Below are 25,693 nucleotides of genomic sequence, written 5' to 3' on the forward strand. Positions count from 1 at the left end.
GGGGGAGTCAATACGTCGAGACTCGCCGCGCCCGACCGTGCGTCCAATTGTCATACGTCGGCGGGGGAGTGCGCGGTCGCACACGAGAATCCCCGGAGGCGACCCGCGCCTCCGGGGAAACATCTCTTCAGGGTGCGGCGGCCGCCCTTACGGGACGAGCTGCAGCAGACGGTTCGGGGAACCGGTGCCGGGGCTGGTGACCTTGCCGGTGACGGCACCGGCGGTCAGGGCCGAGGCGACCTGGGCCGGGGTGGCCGAGGTGTGGCCGGCCAGGTAGATCGCGGCCGCGCCCGCGACGTGCGGCGTGGCCATCGAGGTGCCCGAGATGGTGTTGGTCGCGGTGTCGCTGGTGTACCAGCCGGCCGTGATCGACGAACCCGGGGCGAAGATGTCCAGGACCGACCCGTAGTTGGAGTAGCTCGCCCGCGCGTCCGTGCTGGTGGTGGCGCCGACGGTGATCGCCTCGGTGACGCGGGCCGGGGAGTACGAGGAGGCGTTGGCACTGCTGTTGCCGGCCGCGACGGCGTAGGTCACGCCGCTGGCTATGGAGTTGCGGACGGCCGTGTCGAGCGCGGTGGAGGCGCCGCCGCCGAGGGACATGTTGGCGACGGAGGGGCCGCTGTGGTTCGCGGTCACCCAGTCGATGCCCGCGACGACACCGGCCGTGGTGCCCGAGCCGGAGTTGTTGAGCACGCGCACGGCCACGATCTTCGCCGACTTGGCGATGCCGTAGGTCGAGCCCGCGATGGTGGAGGCGACGTGCGTGCCGTGGCCGTTGCCGTCCTGGGCCACGTTGTCGTTGGAGACGGCGTCGTAGCCGTTGACCGCGCGGCCGCCGAACTGCGCGTGCGAGATGCGTACGCCGGTGTCGATGACGTACGCGGTCACCCCGCTGCCCGCGCTGTCCGGGTAGGTGTAGGTGCCGGAGAGCGGCAGCGACGCCTGGTCGGAGCGGTCCAGGCCCCAGGGGGCGTTGGTCTGGGTGGCGTCGGCCGTGAAGATCTGGTTCTGCTCGACGGAGGCGACCGCCGGGTCGGCGGCCAGTCTCTTCGCCTCGGTCGCGGAGAGCTCGGCCGAGTAGCCGTTGAGCGCGGACTTGAAGGTCCGCTTCACCGTGCCGCCGTACTCCTCGACCAGGTCCTTGCCGGCGCTCGACGCGGCCTTGAGGCCCGCGCTCTTCTTGAGCGTGACGATGTAGCTGTCCTTGACGGCGGTGGGGGAGTCCGCCGCGAGCACCTTGCCCTCGGCCGGGGCGGCCTGGGCGGGGAGCGCGGTCAGACCGCCGAGCAGGGCGGTGGTCGCCAGGGTGGTGACGGCGGCGACGCGGATGTTCTTGATACGCAGGTGTGCCATTACGAGGGTTTCCTCCTCATAGGCGACGCGTGCCTGGGTGGAGCGCGCGTCCGTGGGGGGTGCGTGCGGGATCGCGCGCACGGCCGGGAACGTCGCGTTCCGTTCGCGGCTGTAAGCAGATTGAGTGATCTACGGGTGTAGCTCAAGAGAGTTGAAGCGTTGTCATGTTTCTGTCACGCATTTGAAATCGAACGAGGGAGGGGGCGCGGTGGATACAGGTGCTTGCGGGCGGGAAAGTATTGACATGAACACTTCCGATCAACACGCGTAGTTGCTACGACGGTTGAGGCAGAGATCCTGCTAAAGGGAGGTTCCATGAGACGTTCCCGACTTGCGGCATACATGACCTCACTCCTCCTCGCCGTCGGCGCGGGCCTGACCGGGGCCGCGACGGCGCAGGCGTCCCAACAGGCCGTCGCCACGGGCTATGTGGCGCTCGGAGACTCCTACTCCTCGGGTGTCGGCGCGGGGAGCTACCTCTCCTCCAGCGGCGACTGCAAGCGCAGCACGAAGGCCTACCCGTACCTCTGGGCGGCCGCCAACGCTCCCTCGTCCTTCGACTTCACGGCCTGCTCGGGCGCCCGAACGGGTGATGTTCTGGCGAGTCAACTGGGGCCGCTCGGCGCGGGCACGGGGCTGGTCTCCGTCTCCGTCGGCGGCAACGACGCCGGCTTCGCCGACGTCATGACCACCTGCGTCCTGCAGTCCGACAGCGCCTGCGTCTCCCGCATCAACACGGCGAAGGCGTACGTCGACTCGACGCTCCCCGGCCAACTCGACAAGGTCTACTCGGCGATCAGCGCGAAGGCACCGTCCGCTCATGTGGTGGTGCTCGGCTACCCCCGCTTCTACCAGCTGGGCGGCACCTGCCCCGGCCTGTCCCAGGTCAAGCGGACCGCCATCAACAACGCCTCCGACTATCTGAACACCGCGATCGCCAAACGCGCCGCCGACCACGGATTCACCTTCGGCGACGTCCGCTCCGCGTTCACCGGGCACGAACTGTGCTCGGGCAGCGCGTGGCTGCACAGCCTCAACCTGCTGAACATCGGCGAGTCGTACCACCCGAAGGCCGCGGGCCAGTCGGGCGGGTATCTGCCGGTGTTCAGGAACGCGGCCTGAGGCCAGGGACGGTCTGGGGCCGGCCAGGACGGCCTCAGGTCAGGAACGCGGCCTGACGGCCCCGTTCAGGGCTCCGGCCTCGGCGTCGTAGTCGGCGTCGGAGTCGCTGTAGCCGTCCGGGTTCTCCGAGTCGTCGGAGGAGGAGGTCCCGCCCGTGGTCGGGGCCTCCGACTCGCACGTCACCGAGAATGCGACCTTGTTCGACTCCGTCTTCACCGGACCGCGCACCTCGACGCCGATCACGTCCGAGTGGCTCGCGTTCGTCGAGACGACGACCCGGTCCTGCTTGGTCTTCCCGCCGCCGGACGCGAACGACAGGGTCTTCCAGCCCTCGTCCTCCACCTCGCCGCTCCTCGCCACCCACCGGTAGTCGACGTCCACGGGGACGCTGCCCACGGTGAACGTCGCCGTGAAGGTGGGCGCGTCGGCGTCCTGCGGCGGACAGGTGCCGGAGTAGTCGGTGTTCACGCCCTCGACGGTCACCTCGACCGACTGCGCGGGCGGCTTGGTGGTCGGCTTCTCCTCGGTGGGCGTGTCCGAGGGCGATTCGTCGGCGCTCGTCTCGTCGCCCCCGCCGGGCTCCTCGCCCGTACCGTCGTCGCCGGTCTGGTCGTTGGTGCCGCCCACCGTGCCCGCCCCGTTGGTCGGGCTGCCGTCCTTGCCGTCGTCACCCTGGCTGACCAGGGCGTACGTCAGGCCGGCGATGGCGAAGGAGATCGCCGCGATACCCGCGACCAGGAAGACGAGGGCCCGGCGGTTGCGGTCCGGCTCGCGGGCGGGCACCGGGGAGGGTGGGTGGCGGCCGGGGTGGGGTGCGGCGGGGTCGGCGGCCCGTACCGGTTCGATTCCGGTTCCGTGTTCGTGCTCGCGCCCGCGACCGGGAAGGCGGCCACCGTAGGGCTGTACGGGGTCGTCGCGTCCGCGTGCGGGGTGCCCCCGGCGCCGATGAACCGAAGGTCCCGCTCGGCCTGTTCGGCGGAGATCCGTTCGGCCGGATCCTTGCGCAGCAGCCCTTCGATCACCGGGGCCAGCGGACCGGCCCGGCGCGGCGGCGGAAGCTCCTCGTCGACGACCGCGCGCAGGGTGCTCAGCGGGGTGTTCTGCCGGAACGGCGAGTTGCCCTCGACCGCCGCGTACAGCAGCACCCCGAGCGACCACAGGTCCGACTCGGGGCCGAACGCCCGGCCGAGCGCCCGCTCGGGGGCGAGGAACTCCGGGGAGCCGATGACCTCACCGGTCATGGTCAGCGCGGAGCTGCCCTCGACCGTGGCGATGCCGAAGTCGGTGAGCACGACCCGGTTGTCGTTGGAGATGAGCACATTGGCCGGTTTCACGTCACGGTGCAGCACCCCGGCCTCGTGCGCGGCACGCAGCGCGGACAGCACCTCGGCGCCGATGTGAGCGGCGCGCTGCGGGGACAGAGGCCCCTCGCCGTCCAGGAGATCGGCGAGCGACAGACCGCGCACCAGCTCCATCACGATCCACGGGCGGCCGTCCTCCATCGCCACGTCGTACACCGTGACGACATTGCGGTTGGCGACCCGGGCCGCCGCCCACGCCTCCCGCTCCAGACGGGCGTACATCCGCTCGACGTCGGAGACCGCGATACCGCCCGGCGCCCGCACCTCCTTGACGGCGACCTCACGGTGCAGCACCTCGTCGCGGGCCCGCCACACGGTTCCCATGCCGCCCTCGCCCAGCGGGGTCAGCAGCCGGTAGCGGCCCGCGATCACCCGTTCACCGCCCGGTTCTTCGGACACGGCCATCCCCCGTCACTCGCATCCGCACGCGCATCGGCCCGGAATCTCCACTCCGTGCTGTTTCTTCCCAAAAGTAGCTCAGCCGAGTGCGGATGTTGCCCCCCTGAACACCAGAACGGCCCCGAGCGCGACGACCAGCAGAGCCGACGCCAGCGGTACGGTCCTGCGCACCAGCGCGGCCGTCGGCCCGCCGAGCCGGCCCTCGCCCCGGTCCATCACCCGTGTCACCCAGCCGCCCGCCTTCACGACGGCGTAGCCGGCCGCGGTCAGCGTGAGCGCGAGGCCGATGCCGTACGCCAGCACGAGCAGCAGTCCGAACCACGCCTTCCCCAGTGCCGCCGCGCCGACCAGGACGACCACGGCGGACGGGCTCGGCACCATGCCGCCCGCGAAGCCGAGCAGGATCGTGCCGCGCAGGGTGGGCGCGGTGGGGTGGGTGTGGGTGAAGCCGCCGTGGGTGTGCGTGATCCCGCCGCCGAAGAGGGAGCGCTTCTCTTGGGGCGCGTCGTCGTGGTTGTGCGGGTGGTCGTGGTGGTCATGGCCGTGGTCGTGCTTGTCGCCGTGTTGGTGGTCGTGGTCGTGGTCGTGGGTGTGGGGGGTGACCGGCGCGTGGGTGTGCGTGCGGGGCTCGCCGTGCGCGTGGGCGTGTGAAGGAGCGGCCTGGGCTAGTACGAGCTCCCGGCTGGGCTCCGGCTCGTGATCGTGCGCGTGGGTGTGGCCGTCTCCGTGGCTGTGGTCGTGCGCGTGGGTGTGCCCGTGCTCGTGGCTGTGGTCGTGGCCATGGTCGTGCTCGTGGCTGTGGTCATCGCCGTGGCCGTGGCCGTGATCGTGCCCATGGTCGTGTGAGTGCCCGTGGCCGTGCCCGTGTGCGCTCGCGTGGGTGAGGGCCAGTTTGCGGTTGAGCCATGCGCGGCGGGCGAGGGTGACGCCCGCGCCCATCACGAACAGGCCGCTGGCGATGCCCAGCCAGGTGATCACGGACGGGGCGGCGGCGGAACCGGCCAGGACGAGCAGGCCGAGGGCGACGACGCCCAGGGTGTGGGTGACCGTCACGGACGCGGCCATGGGCAGCACGTCCCGCATCCGGGCCCGGTCGCGCGCGGCGGCCGTCGCGGCCATCAGCGTCTTGCCGTGACCCGGGCCGAGCGCGTGCATGGCACCCAGGAACAGGGCGATGCCGAAGGCCAGGGCGCCGAACCCGAAGGTGAGGTCCTGGCTGGAGACCAGATCGTCGAGGGCCCTGGTCCAGCGGTCAGCGCCGCGCGGGAGGATCGAGGCGCCGGGCGCGGCGCTCTCCCGCTCGGCCAGCGCGGGACCGCCCGGCCGCACCTGGAGCGAGGCCGTGGCCGTGTCCTCCGGCGACTGCAACAACTCCGCGGGGTAGTCGGTGAGTCGCTTCGACACCGACTCCTCGGGCACATCCGACCCGGCCAGGGTCATCCGGTCGCCCTGGGCGGTGACCTCGCGCCAGCCGGGGCCGGAGTCCACGGCGGCGTGGAAGCGTACGTCGGCGGCACGGTCCGGCAGCGCGGCCGTCAGCCGGCACTCCACCCGCAGCGTCTTCAGCCCCGCCTGGCCCGGCCGCTCCACGGCGCGGCTCGACTTCAGCGCCACCTCGGCGGCGCTCCCGTCGACGGTGACCTCACTGCCCTCGGCGGCCTTCTCGCACCGCTCCCGGGCCCAACTCTCCACGCCCTGCCGCTTGATGGCGGGCGCGGCCTGGGCCGCCGGGATCTCCGCCAGGTCCTCGACGTGGAGGATCCTCAACTGCCCGGGGGCGGCGACCAGGCCGTCGTACCGGTTGACGGTGAAGTTGCCGAGCGGGTGGGCGCTCGCGGCTTCGGCGGGGCCGAGGACGAGCGCGCAGGCGGCCGCCAGGACCGCCGTGCCGGAGGCGAACACGCGCCGGGGAGAGATCACTTGGCGGTCTCCAGAGCCTGCAGTGCCTTCAGGGTCTCGCGGGCCCCGGCCGCGCCGAGCGGCGAGAAGCCGGCGTTGAGGTCGAGCGCCGCTTCGAGGGTCTTGCGGGCGTCCTTCTTGTCGCCGGCCGCGTACTCGACCATGCCGCGGTGGTACAGGAAGGTCGCGTCCTTGTAGCCGGTGGCGGTGGCCCGGCGCGCGTACGGCAGGGCCTCCTCGTCGCGGCCGTTGACGTGCAGCGCCCAGGCGAGGGCGTCCGCCGTGTGCACCGTCTCGCGGCGCTTCCACTCGGCCTCCGCGGCCCGCAGCGCGGCCTTGGTGTCGCCGTGGTCGGCGGCGGCGAGCGCGGTGTCGAGGTCGGCGTTGACGCCGTTGGCGCGAGCGATGGCGGTGTAGGCGTCCACCAGCGCGTACTGGTCGTTCGCCTTGGTCCTGTCGCCCTCGGCCTCGTACAGCTCGCCGAGTACGACGAGCGGTCCCGGCAGCGGATAGGAGGAGACCACCTGCTCCAGGCCGCGGATCGCCTCCGCGCCGTCGCCGCTCGCGGCCTGGGCGCGGGCGCGGCCCTCAAGGGCGGGGAGGTAGGTGTCGTCGGCGCCGAGGGCGCGGGCGTAGTGGTCGAGCGCGGTCCGGTAATCGCCCTGCTTCCAGGCGAGTTGGCCGAGCTGGGTGGCCACGTAGGCGATGTCGCCGCGGGTGGCCGCCGAGTCCAGGGCCTGCTCCAGCACGCGTCGGGCGGTCTTCACGTCGCCGCGCAGCTCGTACACGTAGGCGTAGCGGGTGAAGACGGGGATGCCGGGGCGGCGGGTGTCGGCGAGGCGGACCGCCGCCAACGCGTCGTCGTAGCGGCCGAGTTCGACGAGGGCGTCGACGCGGCTGCACAGCGCCCGCTCGCTGTACGGGTTCTCCTTCAACGCCCGGTCCGCCAACCGCAGGGCGTCCTCGAACTCGTGGCGGGCGGCGGCGAGGGCGGCGAGGCCCGCGAGCGCCGGGTCGTTGTCCGGGCGCAGCTCCAGCGAGCGCTCCAGGGCCTTCTCGGCCTGCGGATAGCGGGAGGGGTCGCCCTTGACCCGGGCCTGCTCGACATAGGCGAGGCCGAGTGTGGACCAGGAGCCGAAGTCCTTGGGCTGTTCCTTGAGATGGGCCTGGAGCCGTTCGACCGCTGTGTCGAGGTCACCGCCGGCGAGCTGGGCCGAGGACACACCCGGCGAGGAGGACATGGCCACCGTCCGGTCGTCGTCCCTGGCGCCGAGCGCCACCGCGAACCCGGTGAACGCGACGGCCAGCGCCACCGCACAAGCACCGACCCGCACCAGCCGCCGCCCGCCCGACTCGGCCACGGGCCTCCGGCCGGACCGGGACACCGACCCGTGACCGGCCACCGGCGCGGCAGCCGGGGCCCCTTCGCCTGGTGACACGGCCCCGGACACGGGCACCGCGTCTGAGCCGGCGTCCAGGTCGACGCCGGGCGCGGAACCGGTCTCGGTGTCGGCCCCGGACCCAGCCTCGACGCCGGGCGTGGGTCCGCTGTCGGTGTCGGACGCGGAGCCGGCCTTGGCGTCGGGCCCGGCGTCGGACGCTGATCCGGACCCGGTGCCCGAGTCGGCGCCGGAGGCGGGGTCGGCCTCCGTGTCCGACACGAAGCGGGACGCGGGTTCGGCCTGGGCATCGGGCGTGGACCCGGCCTCGGCCTCGGCGTCGGACGCCGGGCTCGGCTCCGCAGCGGAAGCCGAGTCGGAGGGAGCGCCAGCCCCGGACCCGGTCGCCGGGCCGGGCCGGGACCCGTCGTCCGATGCCGGACCGGGCGCCGGGGCGGACCCGGTGTCGGCCCCCCGCTCCGCCACCGTGCTGGACCCGGCGCTGGTCGGCCGAGCGGATGTGGTGGACCCGGTGTCCGTCGGGCGGGCGGATGCGGCGGACGTGTCCGTCGGCCCGGCGGTTGTGGTGAGTTGGGGCCGGTCCTGCTCAAGTGCCCCCTCGTCGGGACGCGGACGCCCGTTCTGCGGCGCGCTCTCGTTCGTACGCGGGGGCATGCCCTCTCCTCAACATCCTTGCCGAGTGCGGTGTTCGTGGTCGTGGGGCGCGGCCCGCGCCGTGGGGGATGGATACGAGCGGGCCGCGCCGGTCACGTCGGCCGGGCCCCATGGGGAAGGGCCCGGACGAGGGATCGGCTAGTAGTACGCGCGGTCGTTGCGACGGCGCCACCACAGCAGACCCGAGCCGATCAGCAGGACACCGGCCGCGCCGGCGCCGGCCGAGGCGGCGATCAGCGTGGTGTCGTCGGTGCCGCTCTCGACACTGCCGCCCAGCGCGCTGCGGACGTTGTTCGTGGTGTTGCCCTTGACCGTCTTGCCCCGCGAACCGGCCGTCGGCAGACCGACGTACGGGAAGGACTTGCCGAACTTCTTGTCGTTCTTGTCGACCGCGTCACCCAGGTCGTTCGGCGCGTCGACCAGTTCGCCCTCGACGACCTGGAGCGCGATGTCGATCACGTCGTCGGTGAGCCGGCGCCCGTTCGGGAAGCCCTGGTTGTCACCGTCCAGCACACCCAGCCGCTTCGGCTTCTTGGTGGGCTCGATGGAGGTGTTGAGCCGCAGCTGCTCCGAAGGCGTCACGTGCGGGGGCTGGTTGAGCCCCTCGACGCCCTTGAGGAAGACGTCGACGAGGTCGTTGCGCGGCTCCTTGGGCGCCGGGATCTTGTAGATCGCCTCGATGAGCTTGGGCAGCTCGGGCTCGGTGACGTTCTTCAGGAACTGCCCGTCGTCCACCGGCGAGGACGCGTTGAACTTGTCCTTGTCGCCGATGGGGTTGACGACCTCGTTCACCAGCGGCATCCCGAGGCGCGAGACCTGGCGGTACTGGCCGTCGGCGCCCTGGCGCTGCGTGGTGGACCAGATGCCGACGATCGGCTGGTCCTTGGACTGGACGAGCGCCTCGCTCGGCACCTGCAGGGCGATCGAGTTGACGTTGTAGCCCTTCAGCGTGTCCCGCCCGACCTCGGAGAGGTCACCGCCGTACAGCAGGTCGAAGACGCGCAGGTCCAGGAAGAACGGGTCGTCGGCCTGACCGGCGTACGTCGTCACCCCGCTCGCCGTCTTGTAGACGGCCTCGTCGCGCAGCTTCTTGTAGTTCGGCATCGACGCCTTGCCGACGTTCGACGGCGCCACCCACACGTCGTCCGCGAGCTTCGTCTTGGAGACCGCGCGACGGTTCTTCAGCTTGATGAGGTCGATGTCGTACGTCTGCGTGATGTTCAGGTCCGGGTCGTCGAGGCTCTCCACGACGCCCGTGTTGTACAGGAAGGTCCTGTCGTTCTTCGTCTTCGTCTTGAACGTGTACCGGAAGATCAGGTCTTCCTGGGCGTCGCCGTCCTGGTCGACGCGGATGTCGTACTCCGCGTCCTCGGAGAAGGTGAAGAAGTTCGGGCCGCCCGCGGGCTCCTCGAAGGGGATCCAGTTCGCGATCACCGTCGTCGTGTCCGGCTTGTCAGGGCTGACGAACGCGTACACGTCGGTGTTGTCGAACTGGGGCTCGCCTGAGATCAGCGGAGCCTCTCGGTGGCTGGAGGCGGAAGCCGCCCCCGGCTCCAGCACGGTGACTCCGGCGGCCGCGAGTCCTCCGGCGGCCAGCGAAGCACAGATGAGGGACGCGATGCTCCGCCGTCCCGCGCCGCTCCTGGAAGTAGGTGTCGTCATGCCGTCCGTCCTCTGTCCCAACTTGCCTGACGAACGCCATTCGGAGCGGTCGGCAGGGTGGATTGGTCGAATCCCAAACGTTCTTACGGCGCGTTTGAAAGGTTGTTTCAGCGGAGAGCGGGATTTGTTGATCCGGATCTCCTCCGGATCCGTAACCCCATCCGGAGGTGGGTCGGTTGCGAATGCCTTACGCGCGGGGATGGCCGTGCTCGGCCGGAGGCGAGGGAGAGCGAGTGGAGGCGGACAGGCTGCTGGTCCAGGTGGCCGGGGGCGACCAACGGGCGTTCGAGGAGTTGTACGCCCTGGTGTCCGGCCCGGTGTTCGGGCTGGTGCGCCGGGTCGTACGGGACCCCGCGCAGTCGGAGGAGGTGGCCCAGGAGGTGCTGCTCGAACTCTGGCGTTCCGCGGGCCGGTTCGACCCGGCGCGGGGCAGTGCGCTGTCCTGGATACTCACCCTCGCGCACCGTCGCGCGGTGGACCGGGTGCGCAGCGCCCGCGCCGCCACCGAGCGCGAGCAGCGCGAGGGACGGCGCAACCACCACACCGCCTTCGACCAGGTCGCCGAGGAGGTCGAGGCCGGCCTCGAACGCCAGTGGGTGCGCCACTGCCTGGAGAAGCTCACCACGCTCCAGCGCGAGTCCGTCACCCTCGCCTACTACGACGGCTACACCTACCGTGAAGTGGCCGAGCGGCTCTCCCTGCCGCTCGGGACGGTCAAGACCCGTATGCGCGACGGACTCACACGGCTGCGCGAATGCCTGGGAGGAGTCGCATGAGCGCCCTGTACGGCCGGCCCGGGGGAGGTGCCGAGTGAGCCTGTTCCGCCGCGAGGACCTCCACTCGCTCGCCGCTCCCTACGCGCTGGACGCCCTGGAGCCCGACGAGCGGCGCCGTTTCGAGCAGCATCTGGAGAGCTGCGACCGCTGTCCGGCCGAGGTGCGCGCCCTGTCCGAGGACGCGGTCCGGCTCGCCTGGTCGACGGCCGCGCCGGCCCCCGCCGCGATGCGCGACCGGGTCTTCGCCGCCGTACGCCACACGCCGCAGGAGAGCGGCGCGCCCCAGGAGAACCAGTCCTGGAGCGCCCAGCCGCCGCGGTCCCAGCATCTGCCGCGGCATGTGTGGGGGACCGAGCCGCCGCCGCGGTCGCGCGCCCGTGCGCCCCGGTTGCGCTCTTGGCTCGTCCCGCTGGCCACCGTCACGGCCGCCGCCGCGCTCGTGGTGGCCTCCCTCTTCGCCGTCCAGGCCGACCGCACCCGCGACGAGCTGGCCGCCGAGCGCACGCGGGCGAGTGAGATCGCCCACGTTCTCACCGCGCCGGACGCCCGTGCGACCAGCGACCGGGACGCGGAGGGCCACAGAATCGGAGTGATCGCTTCCGCGGAGGAGGGGAGAGCGATCGTGACCCTCGGCGGATTCGAGGACCTCCCGAAGAACCGGGTGCACCAGCTCTGGCTCATGCGCCCCGACGTGCAACCACGCTCCCTGGGTCTCTTCGACGGCGACACGCCCTTGGTCACGAGCGGAATGAACACCGACGCGACGTCACTCGCCGTGACCGTCGAACCCGGCGGGGGATCACCACAGCCCACCAGCCAGCCAGTTGTCCAACTCGCCCTGGAATCGGTCGGATTCGGAGAGTAATCAGCAACACCGTTACGGGGTAGGTGAATACCGGGACCGTGATTCCCGAGTGCTCAGGCGGGGCGATATGGTTACGCTGCCCGGGCCGGGTGGACTCGTACGGGTGGGGAGTGACATGGAACAGATAACAGTGCGCAGGGCGCGAGTCCCTGCGATCACGTGCGGGAGCAGCGCGACCAGCTCGCGCCTCGACCGACATCTCTCGGTGCTGAGCGGCCCCGCCGTGCCACAGCGCGAGGCCGCCGAGGCGACCTCGCTGATGCGCGAGATAACGTCACGTTCCCCGCAGGAGCGCAGTAGCCGCAAGGACACGCGCGTCGGCCGGGTCTCGCTGTTCGCCCCCCTGAAGAGGCTGCGCCGCTCGCTGTTCGGCAGCCGCTAGCACCACCGCACCAAGGGCTTTCCCCGCGGGAGGCCCGCGCTCAGGCCACCACGCCGTCCCGGCGCAACGCTGCGATCTCGTCGTCCGTCATCCCCGCGGCACGCAGCAGCGACCCGGTGTGCTCCCCGAGCGCGGGCACCGCACCCATCCGCGCCTCGTCCCCGCCCGGCAGCGTGATGGGCGGCAGCAGCGCCCTGAGCGGCCCCACCGGTGAGTCCACTTCCCGCCACCGGTCCCGGGCCGCCAACTGCGGGTGCTCCGCCACCTCCGTCACATCCCGTAGCCGCGCGCAGGCGATCCCCGCCGCCTCCAGCCGCGCCAGCGCCTCGTCGGTGTCCAGCAGCCCCAGCGCCGACGCGACGAACTCGTCCGTGCGGTCCCGGCGCTCGACCCGCGCCGGATTCGTCGCGAACGCCGGGTCGTCCGCCAACTCCGGGCGCCCCAGCACCTGTTCGGCGAGCCGCCGCCACTCCCGGTCGTTCTGCACCGACAGCAGCACCCGCCCGCCGTCCGCCGTCGGATAGGCGTCGTACGGCGCGATCACCGCGTGGCCGAGGCCCGTGCGGGCCGGCGCGCTCCCGCCGTGCATCGCGTGGTGCAGCGGATGCCCCATCCACTCCGCCAGCGCCTCCAGCATCGACACCTCCACCGGCCCGCCCCGCCCGGTCGTACCCCGCCGGACGAGCGCCGCGAGCACCCCCGAGAACGCGTACATCCCGGCGGCGATGTCCGCCGCCGGGATGCCCGCCTTCACGGGCCGTTCCGGTGTCCCCGTGACCGACACCAGCCCGGCCTCGCACTGCACGAGCATGTCGTACGCCCGCTTGCGCGCGTACGGGCCCGACGCCCCGTAGCCGGAGATGTCCACGGCGATCAGCCGGGGGTGCGCTGCGCACAGCGAGGCCGCGTCCAGGCCGAGCCGGGCCGCCGCGCCGTGCGCGAGGTTCTGCACGAACACGTCCGCGTCCGCCACCAGCCGGCGTACGACGGCCAGTCCGCGCGGGTCCTTCAGATCCAGCGCGAGGGACTCCTTGCCCCGGTTGCACCACACGAAGTGCGAGGCCAGGCCCCGGGCCGCGGTGTCGTAGCCGCGGGCGAAGTCACCGCCGTCCACCCGCTCGACCTTGATCACCCGGGCGCCGAGGTCGGCGAGCTGCCGGGTGGCGAAGGGGGCCGCGACGGCCTGCTCGACGGCGACGACGGTGATGCCGTCGAGGGGCAGGGGGTCACCGGCGCGGGGGAGTGGACGCATGCCGTGGATCATGTCCCCGCCGGGGCGCCGTTGTCACCAGGGAGTGCCGCGTGTCACGCGCCCCGGCGGCACGCCCCGGGGCCGGCGGCCTCCGGCCCGTCCCCCGAACGGGCCGGAGGTCACCTGGGCCCCGTCGCGTAGGTACGGACCGCGAGCGGCACGAACACCGCGAGCAGCAGCGCGCACCAGAGCAGCGACCCGGCGACGGGATGCGTCACCGGCCAGGCGGCCCCCTCCGGCACGGCCGCGTTCCCGAAGAGGTCGCGCAGGGCCGTGGCGAGGGCGCTGATCGGGTTCCACTCGGCGGCCGTGCGCAGCCAGCCCGGCAGACCCTCGGTCGGGATGTACGCGCTGGAGAGCAACGGCAGTAGGAAGGTGGCACCGCCCAGCTGTCCGGACGCCTCCTCGTTGCGGGTGAGCAACCCCAGGAAGATGCCGATCCACACACACGCGAACCGGAACAGCAGCAACAGCCCGAACCCGCCGGCCGCCGCGAGCGCGCCCCCCTCGATCCGCCAGCCCACCGCCAGGCCGACCAGCAGGAACAACACCGTCCCCGCGACCGTGACCACCACGTCCGCCAGCGCCTGGCCCAGGGGCACGGCGGCCCGGCTCACGGGCAGCGTCCGGAAGCGGTCCATCACGCCTCGGTGGGTGTCCTGGGCGGCCTGGAACATCCCGGTCATGATCCCGCCGGAGGCGGTCGCCACCAGCAGACCGGGCACCAGGAACCGCCGGTACTCCTCGCCGGGCACGGCGAGGGCGCTGCCGAAGACGTACCCGAAGAACAGCAGCATCGAGATGGGCATGATCTGGGTGAGGATCAGCAGGCCCGGGTTGTTGCGGACCCGCCGCAGCTGCTGGCCCAGCATCGCCGTGCCGTCGTACGCCAACGCGCTCACGCCGCACGCCCCTTGAGGTCGCGCCCGTCGCGCCCGTCGCGCCCGTCGTGTCGCTCGGGTCGGTCGAGTCGGTCGTGTGGGTCGTGTGGGTCGCGGAGACCCGTCGGCGCGCCGACGGTGAGGCGGAGGAACACGTCGTCGAGCGTGGGCGGGCGCAGGCTCGCGTCGAGCAACGGCACGCCCGCCGCGTCGAGTTCGCGCACCAGCCGGGGCAGCGTGAGCGTCGGGTCGAGCGCGACCGCGCCGACCGCGTGCCGGGCGTGGTCGAACGAGGGCTCAGCGCCGGTCAGTTGGTCGAGGACGCCCGCCGCCGCCGTCATCGCGTCCGGGTGGGCGACGACGACCTCCGCGAACGAGCTGATGAGTGCCTTGAGTTGGGGCGGAGAACCGCTGTGCGCGATCCGGCCTCGGTCCATCAGTACGATCCGGTCGGCGAGTTGGTCGGCCTCCTCCAGGTACTGCGTCGTCAGCAACACGGTCGTCCCCTCCTCCTTCAAAGCGCGCACGGCGTCCCAGGTCCGGTTGCGGCTGACCGGGTCGAGACCGGTGGTGGGCTCGTCCAGGAAGAGCACCGCCGGGTGCCGGACGAGACTGGCCGCGAGGTCGAGCCGGCGGCGCATACCGCCGGAGTAGGTGGAGGCCGGGCGGTCGGCGGCCTCGGTCAGACCGAAGCGGTCGAGGAGTTCGGCCGCGCGGGCCGCCGTGTCGCGGACCCGGTGCAGCCGGGCGAACAGTCGCAGGTTCTGCCGTCCGGTGAGGTCGCCGTCGACCGACGCGTACTGCCCGGTCACCCCGATCACCCGCCGGACGGCGGCCGGCTCCCGCACGAGGTCGTGGCCCGCGATCCGCGCCGACCCGGCGTCCGGCCGCAGCAGGGTCGCCAGCAGCCGTACGGCCGTCGTCTTGCCCGCGCCGTTCGGGCCGAGCAACCCGACCACCGTGCCCTCCTCCACGGCCAGATCGAGACCGCGCACGGCACGAACGTCGCCGAAGCTCTTCTCCAGACCCTCACTAAGTACAGCGTACGTAGTAGTCATGGGTGGACCATAGCGCATTACGTACGCTGTACGTAACTAGGATGGTGGCCGAGGTGATGATCGATGGCTGGCCGAGCGGCCCGACCCGAAGTGATCTGGGCGCGTCCCGAGCGCACCGGCCGGGGCCCGAGGCCCGCGTTCAGCCGCGCCGACATCGCGGCGGCGGCCGTGCGCCTCGCCGACGCGGGCGGCCTCGACGCCGCGTCCATGCGCCACGTGGCCGCCGAGCTGGGCTGCGGCACGATGTCGCTCTACAACTACGTGCCGCGCAAGGAGGACCTGTACGAGCTGATGGTCGACGTGGTCGCCGGGGAGCACGAGCTGTGGGAGCCGGGCGGGGACTGGCGGGCCGATCTGCGCCGGGTGGCCCACCAGACGCGTGACCTGCTGCGCCGGCATCCCTGGATGCCCCGGCTGATGTCGCCGGTCTACGGGTTCAGTCCCAACAGCCTGCGGTTTCTGGAGCACTGCATGGCCTGCATGGACTCGCTCGACGCGCCGTACGGGACGAAGATGCAGCTCCTGGGGATGCTGAACGGGTGCGTGACGACCTACGTCGCGAACGAGCTGGCGACCGCCGAGCGGGTGCGCTCACTGCCGTGGTCGGAGGAGCGGGAGAACGAGGTCCGGATCGCGTACCTCGGCGGGCAGATCGCGAGCGGGGCGTATCCGCGGCTGGCCGCGGCCTTCACGGAGGACTCCGGGCCGATCGATCTGGAGGCCGTGTTCGAGTGGATGCTGGACAGGGTCCTGGACTCGTTCGCGCCGTAGGGGTGCCTCGCAACACCCCCTAGCGGGATTCGTTCGCAGTGCTCCGGCCTTCAGGCCGGGGGTGAAGCGAATCTGATGACGGCGACGCGGAGCGTCGGGGCATTGTTCCGGCGGAGCCGGACGCTGTGGTGGGTGGGGGCGGCAGGGTCAGGGTGATGGCTCGTTCGCCTGTTCTCTCCGGTGACGGGTGTGCGATCTCCCTAGTGTGATCGTCATGCAGCTCCGGTACGCCTTCAGGCTCTACCCGGATGCCGGTCAGCGCACCGCGCTGGCCAGGGCGTTCGGGTGCGCCCGTGTCGTGTTCAACGACGCGGTCCGCGCCCGTGAGGACGCCCGGAAGGCCGGGCAGCCGTTCCCGACGGCCGGAGAGCTGTCGAGGAGGCTGATCACCGAGGCGAAACGGACAACGGAACGCTTCTGGCTGGGCGAGGTCTCCGCGATCGTCCTGCAGCAGTCCCTGCGGGACGTCGAGAGCGCGTACCGCAACTTCTTCGCCTCCCTCAAGGGCGCCCGCAGGGGACGGAAGGTCGGCTCGCGCCGCTTCAAGTCCCGTAAGGACACGCGCGGCAGTCGATCCGGTTCACGGCCAACGCCCACTGGAGCATCACCGGCAGCGGACGGCTGAACCTGCCGAAGATCGGTCCGGTGAAGGTGAAGTGGTCCCGCACCCTGCCCGCCACCCCCACCTCGGTCACCGTCGTGATGGACGCGGCCGGCCGGTATTTCGCCTCCTTCGTCATCGACACCGACCCCGCCACCGACACCGCCCGGATGCCCGCAACCGACCGCACCATCGGCATCGACCTCGGCCTCACCCACTTCGCCGTCCTCTCCGACGGCACGAAGATCGACTCCCCGCGGATTCTGCGCCGGGCGGAGAAGAAGCTGAAGAAGGCCCAGCGCGAGCTGTCCCGCAAGCAGAAGGGATCGAAGAACCGGGCCAAAGCCCGCCGCAAGGTCGCCCGCGCCCACGCCAAGGTCACGGACGCGCGCCGTGAGTTCCACCACCAGCTCTCCACGCAGCTGATCTGCGAGAACCAAGGGATCGCCGTGGAGGACCTGTCGGTGGCGGGACTGGCCCGCACCAGGCTGGCCGAGTCCGTGCACGACGCCGGATGGTCGGCGTCCATCGGCATGCTGAAGTGCAAAGCGGCACGGTACGGCCGCACCCTGGTCACGATCGGCCGGTTCACGCCGACCTCCCAGACCTGCTCCACCTGCGGTGCGGTGGACGGGCCCGAACCCCTGAGCGTGCGGCAGTGGACGTGTGGGGCCTGCGGCGCGGTCCACGACCGGGACGTCAACGCCGCGATCAACGTGAAGACGGCCGCCGGACTGGCGGTGACGGCCTGCGGAGCGCCGGTAGGACCGGGAGCAGTCCCGGCACGGCGCGAAGAAACAGGAAGCCACGGATTCCCGACCGGAAGCCGTGCCGCGTAGCGGCACGGCAACCAGTCAAGGAAGGCCAGAATCCTTGCCCTTCGGGGCGAGGAGCAAGTCAAAGCAGGGTGAACTGGCCCTCCGGGCCCTCCTCCCGGTGGTCCAGGACCGAGGCGGGCCGGCGGGAGGAGTCCGGGACCGGGAGTACTCCCGCCCGGCGCAGGTCCGCGGTCGTGATCGCGTTCTCGACCGTCAACTCGGTCTGTCGCGGCCGTAGTTCGGCCAGCAGCGCCAGGACGGTGATCAGTTCGAGCAGCTCCGACGTCCAGGCCTGCGGCCAGGTCGTCGGGCGGATCGCCTCCAGGGTGCCCGGCTCCGCCGGTTCCGTTCTGCGGGTGAACCACTCCTCCAGCACGCGGACACCGCCGACGTGGAAGTCCCAGGCCTCGGCCGGGACGGGGGAGATGCGGCCCTCGTCGACGACGAGGCTCTCCTCGTCGCGGTCGTAGCGGACGTCGACCGGGCGGGAGGGGCGGGGCGCGCACATAGGGGCGACGGCCGCCGGGGAGCTTGGGGCGGTCGCCGTCGCGGCGCATGAGCCACAGGGCGCGGCGGCCCAGCTCGACGCCGTGCGACCAGACGTCCGGGTCGGCGGGGAGGGGCACTTCGACACCGTCGGGGCCGGGGCGCGCGGCCACCAGGATCCAGGCGAGGGCGTCGACGGGATCGACCGGATCGACGGGGCCGGTGCCGAGGCGCTCGCCGAGGTACGCCGTCAGCCCCGGCGCGAGGTTCGGTTCGGCGGCCCCGGGGCGGCGGTACAGCGGGTGGACGCGGCCGAAGCGGGGGCCGTGGAGCGGCGCGAGCGGGAGGACGGACGACGCGAGGAGCAGGGGTCCGGAGGGCTCCGGGGCCGACGTCTGCTCGACCACGAAGACCTGCCGCTCGTCCGCCACCCGCCACAGCTCGGGACGGGCCGAGTCGATGAGGCGGTGGTCGGGGATGAGCCATTGCTCGTCGAAGGGGGCGGCCAGGACGCGGACCGGCTCCGGGCAGGGGCCCGACTCCCGGACCAGCCGGCCGGTACCGGTGGACCGGCCCGGCAGCTGCGCCACCGCCGAGGTGAGCGTGCGGGAACGCGTGGGGACGAACAGGCTTTCGCGGTCCGGGCCCTCCGCCTTCACCAGGGCGTCCCAGCGGGCCTTCAGGGACACGGCGTCGGGGGCCGTCGGCCACCCCCGGCCCAGCCGTGGCGGTGCGACGGACCACGGCATGAGGTCCGCGAGTCGCGGAGCGTCGTCGGGCGTCACGCTGGGCATCGTACGGCCTCGTCAGGGGGCGTCGAGGGTCACGGTGAACGAGAAGCGGTCGCCGCGGTAGTGGATGACCGCCACGTCGAGGACGCGGCCGGACTCGTCGCGGGTGACGCCCGTGTAGTGCAGGATCGGGCTGAGCAGCGGGACCTGGAGCAGGCGGGCGGTCTCCGGGTCGGCGATGCGGGCCTCGACGGTGTCGGTGATCCGGCCGATGCCCACGCCCACGACATCGCGCAGCACCTTGGTCATCGGCCAGCGGAGCAGGTCGTCGCGGTCGATGCGTTCGGCCAGCTCGGGGCGGACGTAGTTGCGGGCGTGGTTGGTGGGCTCGCCCGTCCGCTCGTCGCCGCGCAACCGGTGGTAGGTGGCCACCTCGGTCAAGTCCGGGAAGTACTGCGCGAGTTCACCCGACAGGGGGGTGCTGCCGTGGTCCAGCAGCTCGGTCGTCATCCCCGACTGCTGGGCCACGATCGCGTCCACGGAACCGAGCAGCCGCACCGGGGAGCCCCGCTGGGCGCTCGGCTCGATGAACGTGCCGCGCCGGCGGTGCCGGCTGATCAGCCCCTCGTCCTCCAACTCCTTGAGCGCCTGGCGCATGGTCAGCACGCTCACGCCGTAGTGCCCGGCCAGCTGTTCCTCGGTCGGCAGCCGCAGCGACTCCTGCGGCGACCGGCCGAGTATCGAGGCGCGCAGCGACTGCGACACCTGATACCAGAGCGGCAGTTTGCGGTTCAGGACGATCGAGTCCGGAGCGAATGAGGTCACGACGGTATCCGTACCCGGCCCCAGGCCCTCAGTGCAACGGGCCGAAGTGGCGCCGGAGGCCGGACCACACGTCGTCGTACCCCCGCTGCAGCCGCTCCGAGCGGGCCGCCTGCTCGGTGGTGAGGACGGGCCAGCGCGTCTCGAACATGAACGCGAGCCCGTCGTCCACCCGTTGCGGCTTCTGCTCCGCCGCGCTCGCCCGGTCGAACGTCTCCCGGTCCGGGCCGTGCGCCGACATCATGTTGTGCAGCGAGCCGCCGCCGGGCACGAAACCCCCTTCTCCGGCGCTCTTCGCGTCGTACGCACCCTCGATCAGGCCCATGTACTCGCTCATCACGTTCCGGTGGAAGTAGGGCGGCCGGAACGTGTCCTCGCCCACCAGCCAGCGCGGCGCGAACACCACGAAGTCCACCGCCGCGAGCCCCGGGGTGTCGCTCGGCGAGGTCAGCACCGTGAAGATCGACGGGTCCGGGTGGTCGTACGAGATCGTCCCGATGACATTGAAACGGCGCAGGTCGTAGACGTACGGGGTGTGGTTGCCGTGCCAGGCGACGACGTCGAGCGGGGAGTGGTCGTAGGTGGCCGTCCAGAGGTTGCCGCAGAACTTGTTCACCACCTCCATCGGGCCCTCGACGTCCTCGTACGCGGCCACCGGCGCCCGGAAGTCACGGGCGTTGGCGAGGCCGTTGGCGCCGATCGGACCGAGGTCGGGCAGCCGGAAGGGGGCGCCGTAGTTCTCGCAGACGTAGCCGCGGGCGGAGGAGTCGAGGAGGTCGACGCGGAAGCGGACGCCCCGGGGGATCAGGGCGACCTCACCGGGTTCGGCGCACAGCAGGCCGAACTCCGTGCGCAGGAGGAGGCCGCCCCGCTCCGGGACGATCAGAAGTTCGCCGTCCGCGTCGCCGAAGACCCGCTCCATGGCGGAATTGGCGTGATACAGGTGCACGGCCATGCCCGAGCGCCGCGCCGCGTCCCCGTTGCCGCCGAGGCTCCACAGGCCCGAGAGGAAGTCGGTGCCCGCCGGGGGCTCCGGCAGGGGGTTCCAGCGCAGGCGGTTGGGGTCGGGGAGGGTCTCGGTGAAGGGGCCGTGCGCAGCGCGCCGTTGTCCGTGCGCGTGAACGCGGGGTGCGCGGCGGACGGGCGGATCCGGTACAGCCAGGAGCGGCGGTTGTGCGGCCTCGGTTCGGTGAACGCGGTGCCGCTGAGCTGCTCCGCGTACAGGCCGAGCGGGGCGCGCTGCGGGGAGTTGCGGCCGTGCGGCAGCGCGCCCGGGACCGCCTCCGAGGCGTGTTCGTTGCCGAAGCCGGTGAGGTACTCCAGTCCCTCGGCCGTCTTCCTCGCGTCCCCGTTCATGCCCGCTCCCTCGCGATCCTGATTCCTGTGCTTCACCGTAGGATTCGGCCGGGGTGGGTGCAAGGGGACGAGGCGGCGGCGGGGCGCCGACGGGCGACAACCGGACGTCGGCGGGGCGTCCGCAGATCGGGTGCATCGGGCGGAGGGGGAGAACCGGACCGCGAGGAGATCCGTCCTGTCAGTGCGGTGCTCTAGTCTCCCGGCAGGCGGAGGGTGTGCGGATGTTCGGTGTTCGCACGGTCCAGCGCTGAGCGGGAGCAGCGGTACCGGCCGTACTGATATTCGGACAGCTCATCGGACCTAGGCGGAAAGGCATCATGAAGCCCGTGTCCCAGGCGACCTCCCTGCGCCGTGCCCCCGTGCAACGGCGCAGTGCCGAACGACTGACCAGGATCCTCGACGCCTGCGCCGACCTCCTCGACGAGGTCGGCTACGACGCGCTGAGCACCCGTGCCGTGGCGCTGCGCGCGGGTGTGCCCATCGGCTCCGTCTACCGCTTCTTCGGCAACAAGCGCGCGATGGCCGACGCGCTGGCCGAACGCAACCTGGACCGTTTCACCGACCGGATCACTCGCCGCCTCCAGGGGACGGGCGGCCGGGACTGGCGCACCGCGATGGACGCCGTGCTCGACGAGTACCTCGACATGAAGCGCAACACCCCGGGCTTCGCCCTCATCGACTTCGGCAACCAGATCCCGGTCGGCGGCAGCCGGCAGGAGCCCAACCACCGGGTCGCCGACCGGCTGTCCGACCTGCTCTCCGCGTTCATCGGCCGCGCCCCCGACGAGGACCTGCGCCGTACCTTCCTGATCGCCGTCGAGACCGCCGACACCTTGGTGCACCTGGCCTTCCGGGTCTCCCCGGCGGGTGACGAGCGGATCATCCAGGAGATGCGGGAGCTGCTGCGGGCCTATCTCGCGCGCGTGCTGGACTGAGCCCTGCCCGGGGGTCCGGAACGTCCCGCCGAACCCCCGGACGCCGACCGCCGCCGTGCGGCCGCGCCCCCGTTCCCGCTGTTTCCCGACAAGACCCCCGGCAGCCCCTCCCCGTGATGCATACCGGTCGGTATGCTCGGCCTCGGCGCCGCGTGCCCGCACGCGGCCCACGTCCGAGCGTCACCGTCGCCGCCGCCCCCTCCGGGAGGACCCGTGTCCACCACCACCGACTCCCGCACCGCCCTGCGCGTCTGCCCGCTCTGCGAGGCGACCTGCGGACTCACCCTCACCATCGAGGGCACCCGGGTGACCAGGGCCCGCGGCGACCGGGACGACGTCTTCAGCAAGGGCTTCATCTGCCCGAAGGGCGCCTCGTTCGGGGCGGCCGACGGCGACCCCGACCGGCTGCGCACCCCGCTGGTCCGCAAGGACGGGGAGCTGCGGGAAGCCACCTGGGCGGAGGCCTTCGACGCCGTCGCCGCCGGACTGCGGCCCGTCGTCGAGGCGCACGGCCCGAACGCCGTCGGTGTCGTCCTCGGCAACCCGAACGTCCACACCATGGCCGGCGCCCTCTACCCGCCGATCCTGCTCGCCGGGCTCGGCACCCGCAGCCTGTTCACCGCCTCCACCGTCGACCAGATGCCCAAGCACGTCTCCAGCGGGCTCCTGTACGGCGACGCCCACGCGATCCCCGTCCCCGACCTGGACCGCACCGACCATCTGCTGCTCCTCGGCGCCAACCCGCTGGAGTCCAACGGCAGTCTGTGCACCGCCCCCGACTTCCCCGGCAAGCTCAAGGCGCTCAAGGCGCGCGGCGGCACCCTCACCGTCGTGGACCCCCGTCTGACCCGGACGGCCAAGCTCGCGGACCGGCACATCGCGATCCGGCCGGGCACGGACGCGCTGCTGCTGGCGGCGATGGCCCAGGTGCTGTTCGAGGAGGGGCTCACCGACCTCGGGGATCTCGCACCGCATGTGCAGGGGGTCGACGAACTCGCCGACGCCATCGCGGAGTTCACCCCCGAGGCCGTCGCCGGCGCCTGCGACGTCGACGCCGGGACCATCCGCGAGCTCGCCCGCGAACTGGCCGCCGCGCCCACCGCCGCCGTCTACGGCCGCATCGGCAGCTGCACCGTCCCGCACGGCACCCTCGCCAGCTGGCTGGTCGACGTCCTCAACATCCTCACCGGCAACCTCGACCGGCCCGGCGGCGCGCTCTTCCCGCACTCCGCGACCGACAAGACCCCCCGGCCCGCCGGACCCGGCCGGGGCTTCGGCCTCGGCCGCTGGCACAGCCGGGTCAGCGGCCACCCCGAGGCCAAGGGCGAACTGCCGCTGTCCGCGCTCGCCGAGGAGATCGACACCGCCACCCCCGAGGGCAGCCCCGTCCGCGCCCTCATCACGATCGCCGCCAACCCGGTGCTCTCCGCGCCCGACGGCGACCGCCTCGACAAGGCGCTCGACTCGCTGGACTTCATGGTCAGCGTCGACCCCTACCTCGGCGAGACGGCCCGCCACGCCGACGTGGTCCTGCCGCCGCCCCCGCCCTCGCAGGCCCCGCACTTCGACTTCGCGTTCAACGCCTTCGCCGTGCGCAACCAGGTCCGCTACAACCGCGCCGCCGTCCCGCTGGAGGACGGCCGCATGGCCGAGACCGAGATCCTCGCCCGCCTCACCCTCGCCGCCACCGGGATGCACGGCGCCGACCCGTCCGTCGTGGACGACCTGGTCATCGGCCAGACCCTGGGCAAGGCCGTCAAGGAGGCCCACTCGCCCGTCCACGGCCGCGACCCGAAGGAACTCGCCGGCCTGCTCACCGGCGACACCGGACCCGAGCGCCGCCTCGACATGATGCTGCGCCTCGGCCCGTACGGCGAGGGCTTCGGCGCGGAGCCGGACGGACTGACGCTGGACAGGCTCCTCGCCCACCCGCACGGCATCGACCTCGGACCGCTGAAGCCCCGACTGCCGCGGCCGCTGAAGACGGTCAGCGGAAAGGTGGAGCTGCTGCCGCGACCGATCGTCGACGATCTGCCGAGGCTCCGCACCGCCCTGCGCGAGCGCCCGGACGGCCTGGTCCTCATCGGCCGCCGCCATCTGCGCTCCAACAACAGCTGGTTGCACAACATCCCCGCCCTCACCGGCGGCACCAACCGCTGCACCCTCCACATCCACCCCGACGACGCCGACCGCCTCGGCCTCGCCGACGGCGACGCCGTACGGATCAAGGGCGCCGGGGGAGAGGTCACGGCTCCTGTCGAGGTCACCGATGTCGTACGACGGGGTGTCGTGAGCCTTCCGCACGGCTGGGGACACGACCGTCCGGGCACTCGCATGAGCCACGCGGCGGTCGACCCCGGGGTCAACGTCAACCAGCTCCTCGACGGCTCCCAGCTCGACCCGCTGTCGGGCAACGCGGTCCTCAACGGAGTGCCCGTGGAACTCGCCCGAGCAGGCGCAACGCTGTGACCTGGAGTTCTGCGCTTATTGCTCGCATGTCAACGTCTTGTTAACGCTTGTGGACCCGCCCTAACGTCGTCGCACCGCCGGTGCCCTGGTGGGAGTTCAAGGGCGAACGTTAGGTATCCACATGTTGACCATCCTCGGCTTCGCCATGATCGCGACCTTCCTGGTCCTGATCATGATGAAGAAGATGTCGCCGATCGCGGCGCTCGTGCTGATCCCCGCGCTCTTCTGCGTGTTCGTCGGAAAGGGGGCCCATCTCGGCGACTACGTCATCGAGGGGGTGGGCAATCTCGCGCCCACCGCCGCGATGCTGATGTTCGCCATCGTCTACTTCGGCCTCATGATCGATGTCGGGCTCTTCGACCCGATCGTCCGAGGCATCCTGAAGTTCTGCAAGGCCGACCCGCTGCGCATCGTCGTGGGCACGGCCCTGCTCGCCGCGATCGTCTCGCTGGACGGCGACGGCTCGACCACCTTCATGATCACCGTCTCGGCCATGTACCCGCTGTACAAGCGCCTGAAGATGAGCCTGGTCGTGATGACCGGTGTCGCCGCCACCGCCAACGGCGTGATGAACACGCTGCCCTGGGGCGGCCCGACCGCCCGCGCCGCCACCGCGCTCAAGCTCGACGCCGGCGACATCTTCGTCCCGATGATCCCGGCGCTCCTCGTCGGCCTGCTCTTCGTCTTCGTCCTCGCCTACTTCCTCGGTCTGCGCGAGCGCAAGCGCCTCGGTGTGCTGAGCCTCGACGAGGTCCTGGAGCAGGAGAAGATCGTCAAGGACGAGGAGAAGTCCGGCTCCGAGGAGACCGTGCTCGTGGGCGCGGGCGCCGCGTCGGCCGCCGGCTCCGGCGACGACAAGGTCCGTACGACGAAGGCCACCGGCGGCGCGGGCTCCGGCACCGACGCCGACTCCGAGGACGACGACGTCGAGGACGTCCGCCTCCAGGGCCTGGACCCCAACCGCCCGACGCTGCGCCCGAAGCTGTACTGGTTCAACGCGCTGCTCACGGTCACGCTGCTGACCGCCATGATCATGGAGTGGCTGCCGATCCCGGTGCTCTTCCTGCTCGGCGCCGCGCTCGCGCTGACGGTCAACTTCCCCCACATCCCCGACCAGAAGGACCGGCTCGCCGCGCACGCGGACAACGTCCTCAACGTCTCCGGCATGGTCTTCGCCGCCGCCGTCTTCACCGGCGTCCTCCAGGGCACCGGCATGGTCGACTCGATGGCCAAGTGGATCGTCGACGGCGTCCCGGGCGGCATGGGCCCGCACATGGCCCTGGTCACCGGCTTCCTGAGCCTGCCGCTCACCTACTTCATGTCCAACGACGGCTTCTACTTCGGCGTCCTCCCGGTCCTCGCCGAGGCCGGTGCCGCCCACGGGGTCTCGCCGCTGGAGATCGCCCGCGCCTCCCTCGTCGGCCAGCCGCTGCACATGTCCAGCCCGCTGGTCCCGGCCGTCTACGTGCTCGTGGGCATGGCGAAGGTCGAGTTCGGCGACCACACCAGGTTCGTGGTGAAGTGGGCGGCGGCGACCTCGCTGATCATCCTCGGTGCCGGTGTGCTGTTCGGCATCATCTGAACCAGGGAACCCGACTCCCCGGCACCGGAGCGGAGTTCGCTCGCACCGGCGTGAACTT

The 25,693-nt window shown here is 71.8% G+C and carries 16 protein-coding genes and 4 pseudogenes; 9 read left to right on the forward strand and 11 right to left on the reverse strand.

All coding sequences use genetic code 11. From position 1 onward, the window contains the following. Positions 1-147: 147 nt before the first annotated feature. Positions 148-1,353: a S8 family peptidase gene (locus tag E4N62_RS26900; RefSeq protein ID WP_230218836.1), complete on the reverse strand. Its 1,206-nt coding sequence runs from the start codon at positions 1,351-1,353 to the stop codon at positions 148-150. A 315-nt stretch (positions 1,354-1,668) separates the two neighbouring features. Here E4N62_RS26900 and E4N62_RS26905 point away from each other — a divergent pair, with 315 nt between their 5' ends. Further along, positions 1,669-2,475 (forward strand): SGNH/GDSL hydrolase family protein, encoded by an 807-nt coding sequence (locus E4N62_RS26905; protein WP_230218838.1) that lies wholly within the window; start codon positions 1,669-1,671, stop codon positions 2,473-2,475. 39 nt (positions 2,476-2,514) lie between these two features. Here E4N62_RS26905 and E4N62_RS26910 read toward each other — a convergent pair. The 4 genes and pseudogenes from E4N62_RS26910 to E4N62_RS26925 all read right to left on the reverse strand — a co-directional run bounded on the left by E4N62_RS26910 (position 2,515) and on the right by E4N62_RS26925 (position 9,850). Beyond that, positions 2,515-4,241, reverse strand: a pseudogene (locus E4N62_RS26910) (serine/threonine-protein kinase). 72 nt (positions 4,242-4,313) lie between these two features. Further along, positions 4,314-6,155, reverse strand: a complete 1,842-nt coding sequence (locus E4N62_RS26915) for a nickel transporter (protein WP_230218840.1) — start codon at positions 6,153-6,155, stop codon at positions 4,314-4,316. Continuing rightward, positions 6,152-7,795 (reverse strand): tetratricopeptide repeat protein, encoded by a 1,644-nt coding sequence (locus tag E4N62_RS26920; protein WP_308185955.1) that lies wholly within the window; start codon positions 7,793-7,795, stop codon positions 6,152-6,154. Before E4N62_RS26920 ends, E4N62_RS26915 begins: the two co-directional genes overlap by 4 nt. 531 nt (positions 7,796-8,326) lie before the next feature. Continuing rightward, positions 8,327-9,850: a DUF4331 domain-containing protein gene (locus tag E4N62_RS26925; RefSeq protein WP_230218843.1), complete on the reverse strand. Its 1,524-nt coding sequence runs from the start codon at positions 9,848-9,850 to the stop codon at positions 8,327-8,329. Between the two features lie 233 nt (positions 9,851-10,083). Between E4N62_RS26925 and E4N62_RS26930 the strand changes: the two genes are divergently transcribed. The 3 genes from E4N62_RS26930 (at position 10,084) to E4N62_RS26940 (ending at position 11,873) form a co-directional block, all read left to right on the forward strand. After that, positions 10,084-10,626, forward strand: coding sequence for a sigma-70 family RNA polymerase sigma factor (locus E4N62_RS26930; protein WP_230218844.1), 543 nt, complete (start codon positions 10,084-10,086; stop codon positions 10,624-10,626). Between the two features lie 34 nt (positions 10,627-10,660). Further along, a complete protein-coding gene (locus tag E4N62_RS26935; RefSeq protein WP_230218845.1) occupies positions 10,661-11,491 on the forward strand; it encodes an anti-sigma factor domain-containing protein in 831 nt (276 codons plus the stop codon). A 115-nt stretch (positions 11,492-11,606) separates the two neighbouring features. Beyond that, positions 11,607-11,873, forward strand: coding sequence for a hypothetical protein (locus E4N62_RS26940; RefSeq protein WP_033531581.1), 267 nt, complete (start codon positions 11,607-11,609; stop codon positions 11,871-11,873). A 40-nt stretch (positions 11,874-11,913) separates the two neighbouring features. On the opposite strand, the gene E4N62_RS26945 is transcribed toward E4N62_RS26940, so the two are convergent. From E4N62_RS26945 to E4N62_RS26955, 3 genes are all read right to left on the reverse strand, one after another. Beyond that, positions 11,914-13,137, reverse strand: coding sequence for a CaiB/BaiF CoA-transferase family protein (locus tag E4N62_RS26945; RefSeq protein ID WP_230218846.1), 1,224 nt, complete (start codon positions 13,135-13,137; stop codon positions 11,914-11,916). A 107-nt stretch (positions 13,138-13,244) separates the two neighbouring features. Continuing rightward, positions 13,245-14,027 (reverse strand): ABC transporter permease, encoded by a 783-nt coding sequence (locus E4N62_RS26950; RefSeq protein WP_230218847.1) that lies wholly within the window; start codon positions 14,025-14,027, stop codon positions 13,245-13,247. Beyond that, complete coding sequence (locus E4N62_RS26955) at positions 14,024-15,064, reverse strand: ATP-binding cassette domain-containing protein (protein ID WP_230218848.1); 1,041 nt, start codon at positions 15,062-15,064, stop codon at positions 14,024-14,026. The genes E4N62_RS26950 and E4N62_RS26955 overlap by 4 nt, the downstream gene beginning before the upstream one ends. A gap of 63 nt (positions 15,065-15,127) precedes the next feature. Here E4N62_RS26955 and E4N62_RS26960 point away from each other — a divergent pair, with 63 nt between their 5' ends. After that, complete coding sequence (locus E4N62_RS26960; RefSeq protein ID WP_230218850.1) at positions 15,128-15,835, forward strand: TetR/AcrR family transcriptional regulator; 708 nt, start codon at positions 15,128-15,130, stop codon at positions 15,833-15,835. 214 nt (positions 15,836-16,049) lie between these two features. After that, positions 16,050-17,275, forward strand: a pseudogene (locus E4N62_RS26965) (RNA-guided endonuclease InsQ/TnpB family protein). Positions 17,276-17,333: 58 nt separating this feature from the next. Here E4N62_RS26965 and E4N62_RS26970 read toward each other — a convergent pair. From E4N62_RS26970 to hmgA, 3 genes and pseudogenes are all read right to left on the reverse strand, one after another. Continuing rightward, positions 17,334-18,534 (reverse strand): annotated as a pseudogene (locus E4N62_RS26970) (type ISP restriction/modification enzyme). A 12-nt stretch (positions 18,535-18,546) separates the two neighbouring features. Further along, positions 18,547-19,296, reverse strand: coding sequence for a GntR family transcriptional regulator (locus tag E4N62_RS26975; protein WP_184895985.1), 750 nt, complete (start codon positions 19,294-19,296; stop codon positions 18,547-18,549). A 28-nt stretch (positions 19,297-19,324) separates the two neighbouring features. Beyond that, positions 19,325-20,649, reverse strand: a pseudogene (hmgA, locus tag E4N62_RS26980) (homogentisate 1,2-dioxygenase). Between the two features lie 317 nt (positions 20,650-20,966). Between hmgA and E4N62_RS26985 the strand changes: the two are divergent. From E4N62_RS26985 to E4N62_RS26995, 3 genes are all read left to right on the forward strand, one after another. Then, the gene (locus E4N62_RS26985) at positions 20,967-21,584 is read left to right on the forward strand and encodes a TetR/AcrR family transcriptional regulator (RefSeq protein ID WP_230218856.1); all 618 of its coding nucleotides are present in this window, start codon (positions 20,967-20,969) and stop codon (positions 21,582-21,584) included. 213 nt (positions 21,585-21,797) lie between these two features. Then, a complete protein-coding gene (locus tag E4N62_RS26990) occupies positions 21,798-24,053 on the forward strand; it encodes a molybdopterin oxidoreductase family protein (RefSeq protein ID WP_230218858.1) in 2,256 nt (751 codons plus the stop codon). Between the two features lie 121 nt (positions 24,054-24,174). After that, positions 24,175-25,635, forward strand: a complete 1,461-nt coding sequence (locus E4N62_RS26995; RefSeq protein ID WP_230218860.1) for a CitMHS family transporter — start codon at positions 24,175-24,177, stop codon at positions 25,633-25,635. Positions 25,636-25,693 lie beyond the last annotated feature (58 nt).

It is taken from the genome of Streptomyces sp. MNU76 (genome assembly GCF_020982545.1).
Taxonomy (GTDB): Bacteria; Actinomycetota; Actinomycetes; order Streptomycetales; family Streptomycetaceae; genus Streptomyces.

Excerpts from the sequence above, each read along its gene's own strand:
- E4N62_RS26900 (WP_230218836.1), bottom strand. The coding sequence starts at position 1,353 with ATGGCACACCTGCGTATCAAGAACATCCGCGTCGCCGCCGTCACCACC.
- E4N62_RS26905 (WP_230218838.1), top strand. The coding sequence starts at position 1,669 with ATGAGACGTTCCCGACTTGCGGCATACATGACCTCACTCCTCCTCGCC.
- E4N62_RS26925 (WP_230218843.1), bottom strand. The coding sequence starts at position 9,850 with ATGACGACACCTACTTCCAGGAGCGGCGCGGGACGGCGGAGCATCGCG.
- E4N62_RS26940 (WP_033531581.1), top strand. The coding sequence starts at position 11,607 with ATGGAACAGATAACAGTGCGCAGGGCGCGAGTCCCTGCGATCACGTGC.
- E4N62_RS26945 (WP_230218846.1), bottom strand. The coding sequence starts at position 13,137 with ATGATCCACGGCATGCGTCCACTCCCCCGCGCCGGTGACCCCCTGCCC.
- E4N62_RS26955 (WP_230218848.1), bottom strand. The coding sequence starts at position 15,064 with ATGACTACTACGTACGCTGTACTTAGTGAGGGTCTGGAGAAGAGCTTC.
- E4N62_RS26960 (WP_230218850.1), top strand. The coding sequence starts at position 15,128 with ATGGCTGGCCGAGCGGCCCGACCCGAAGTGATCTGGGCGCGTCCCGAG.
- E4N62_RS26985 (WP_230218856.1), top strand. The coding sequence starts at position 20,967 with ATGAAGCCCGTGTCCCAGGCGACCTCCCTGCGCCGTGCCCCCGTGCAA.
- E4N62_RS26995 (WP_230218860.1), top strand. The coding sequence starts at position 24,175 with ATGTTGACCATCCTCGGCTTCGCCATGATCGCGACCTTCCTGGTCCTG.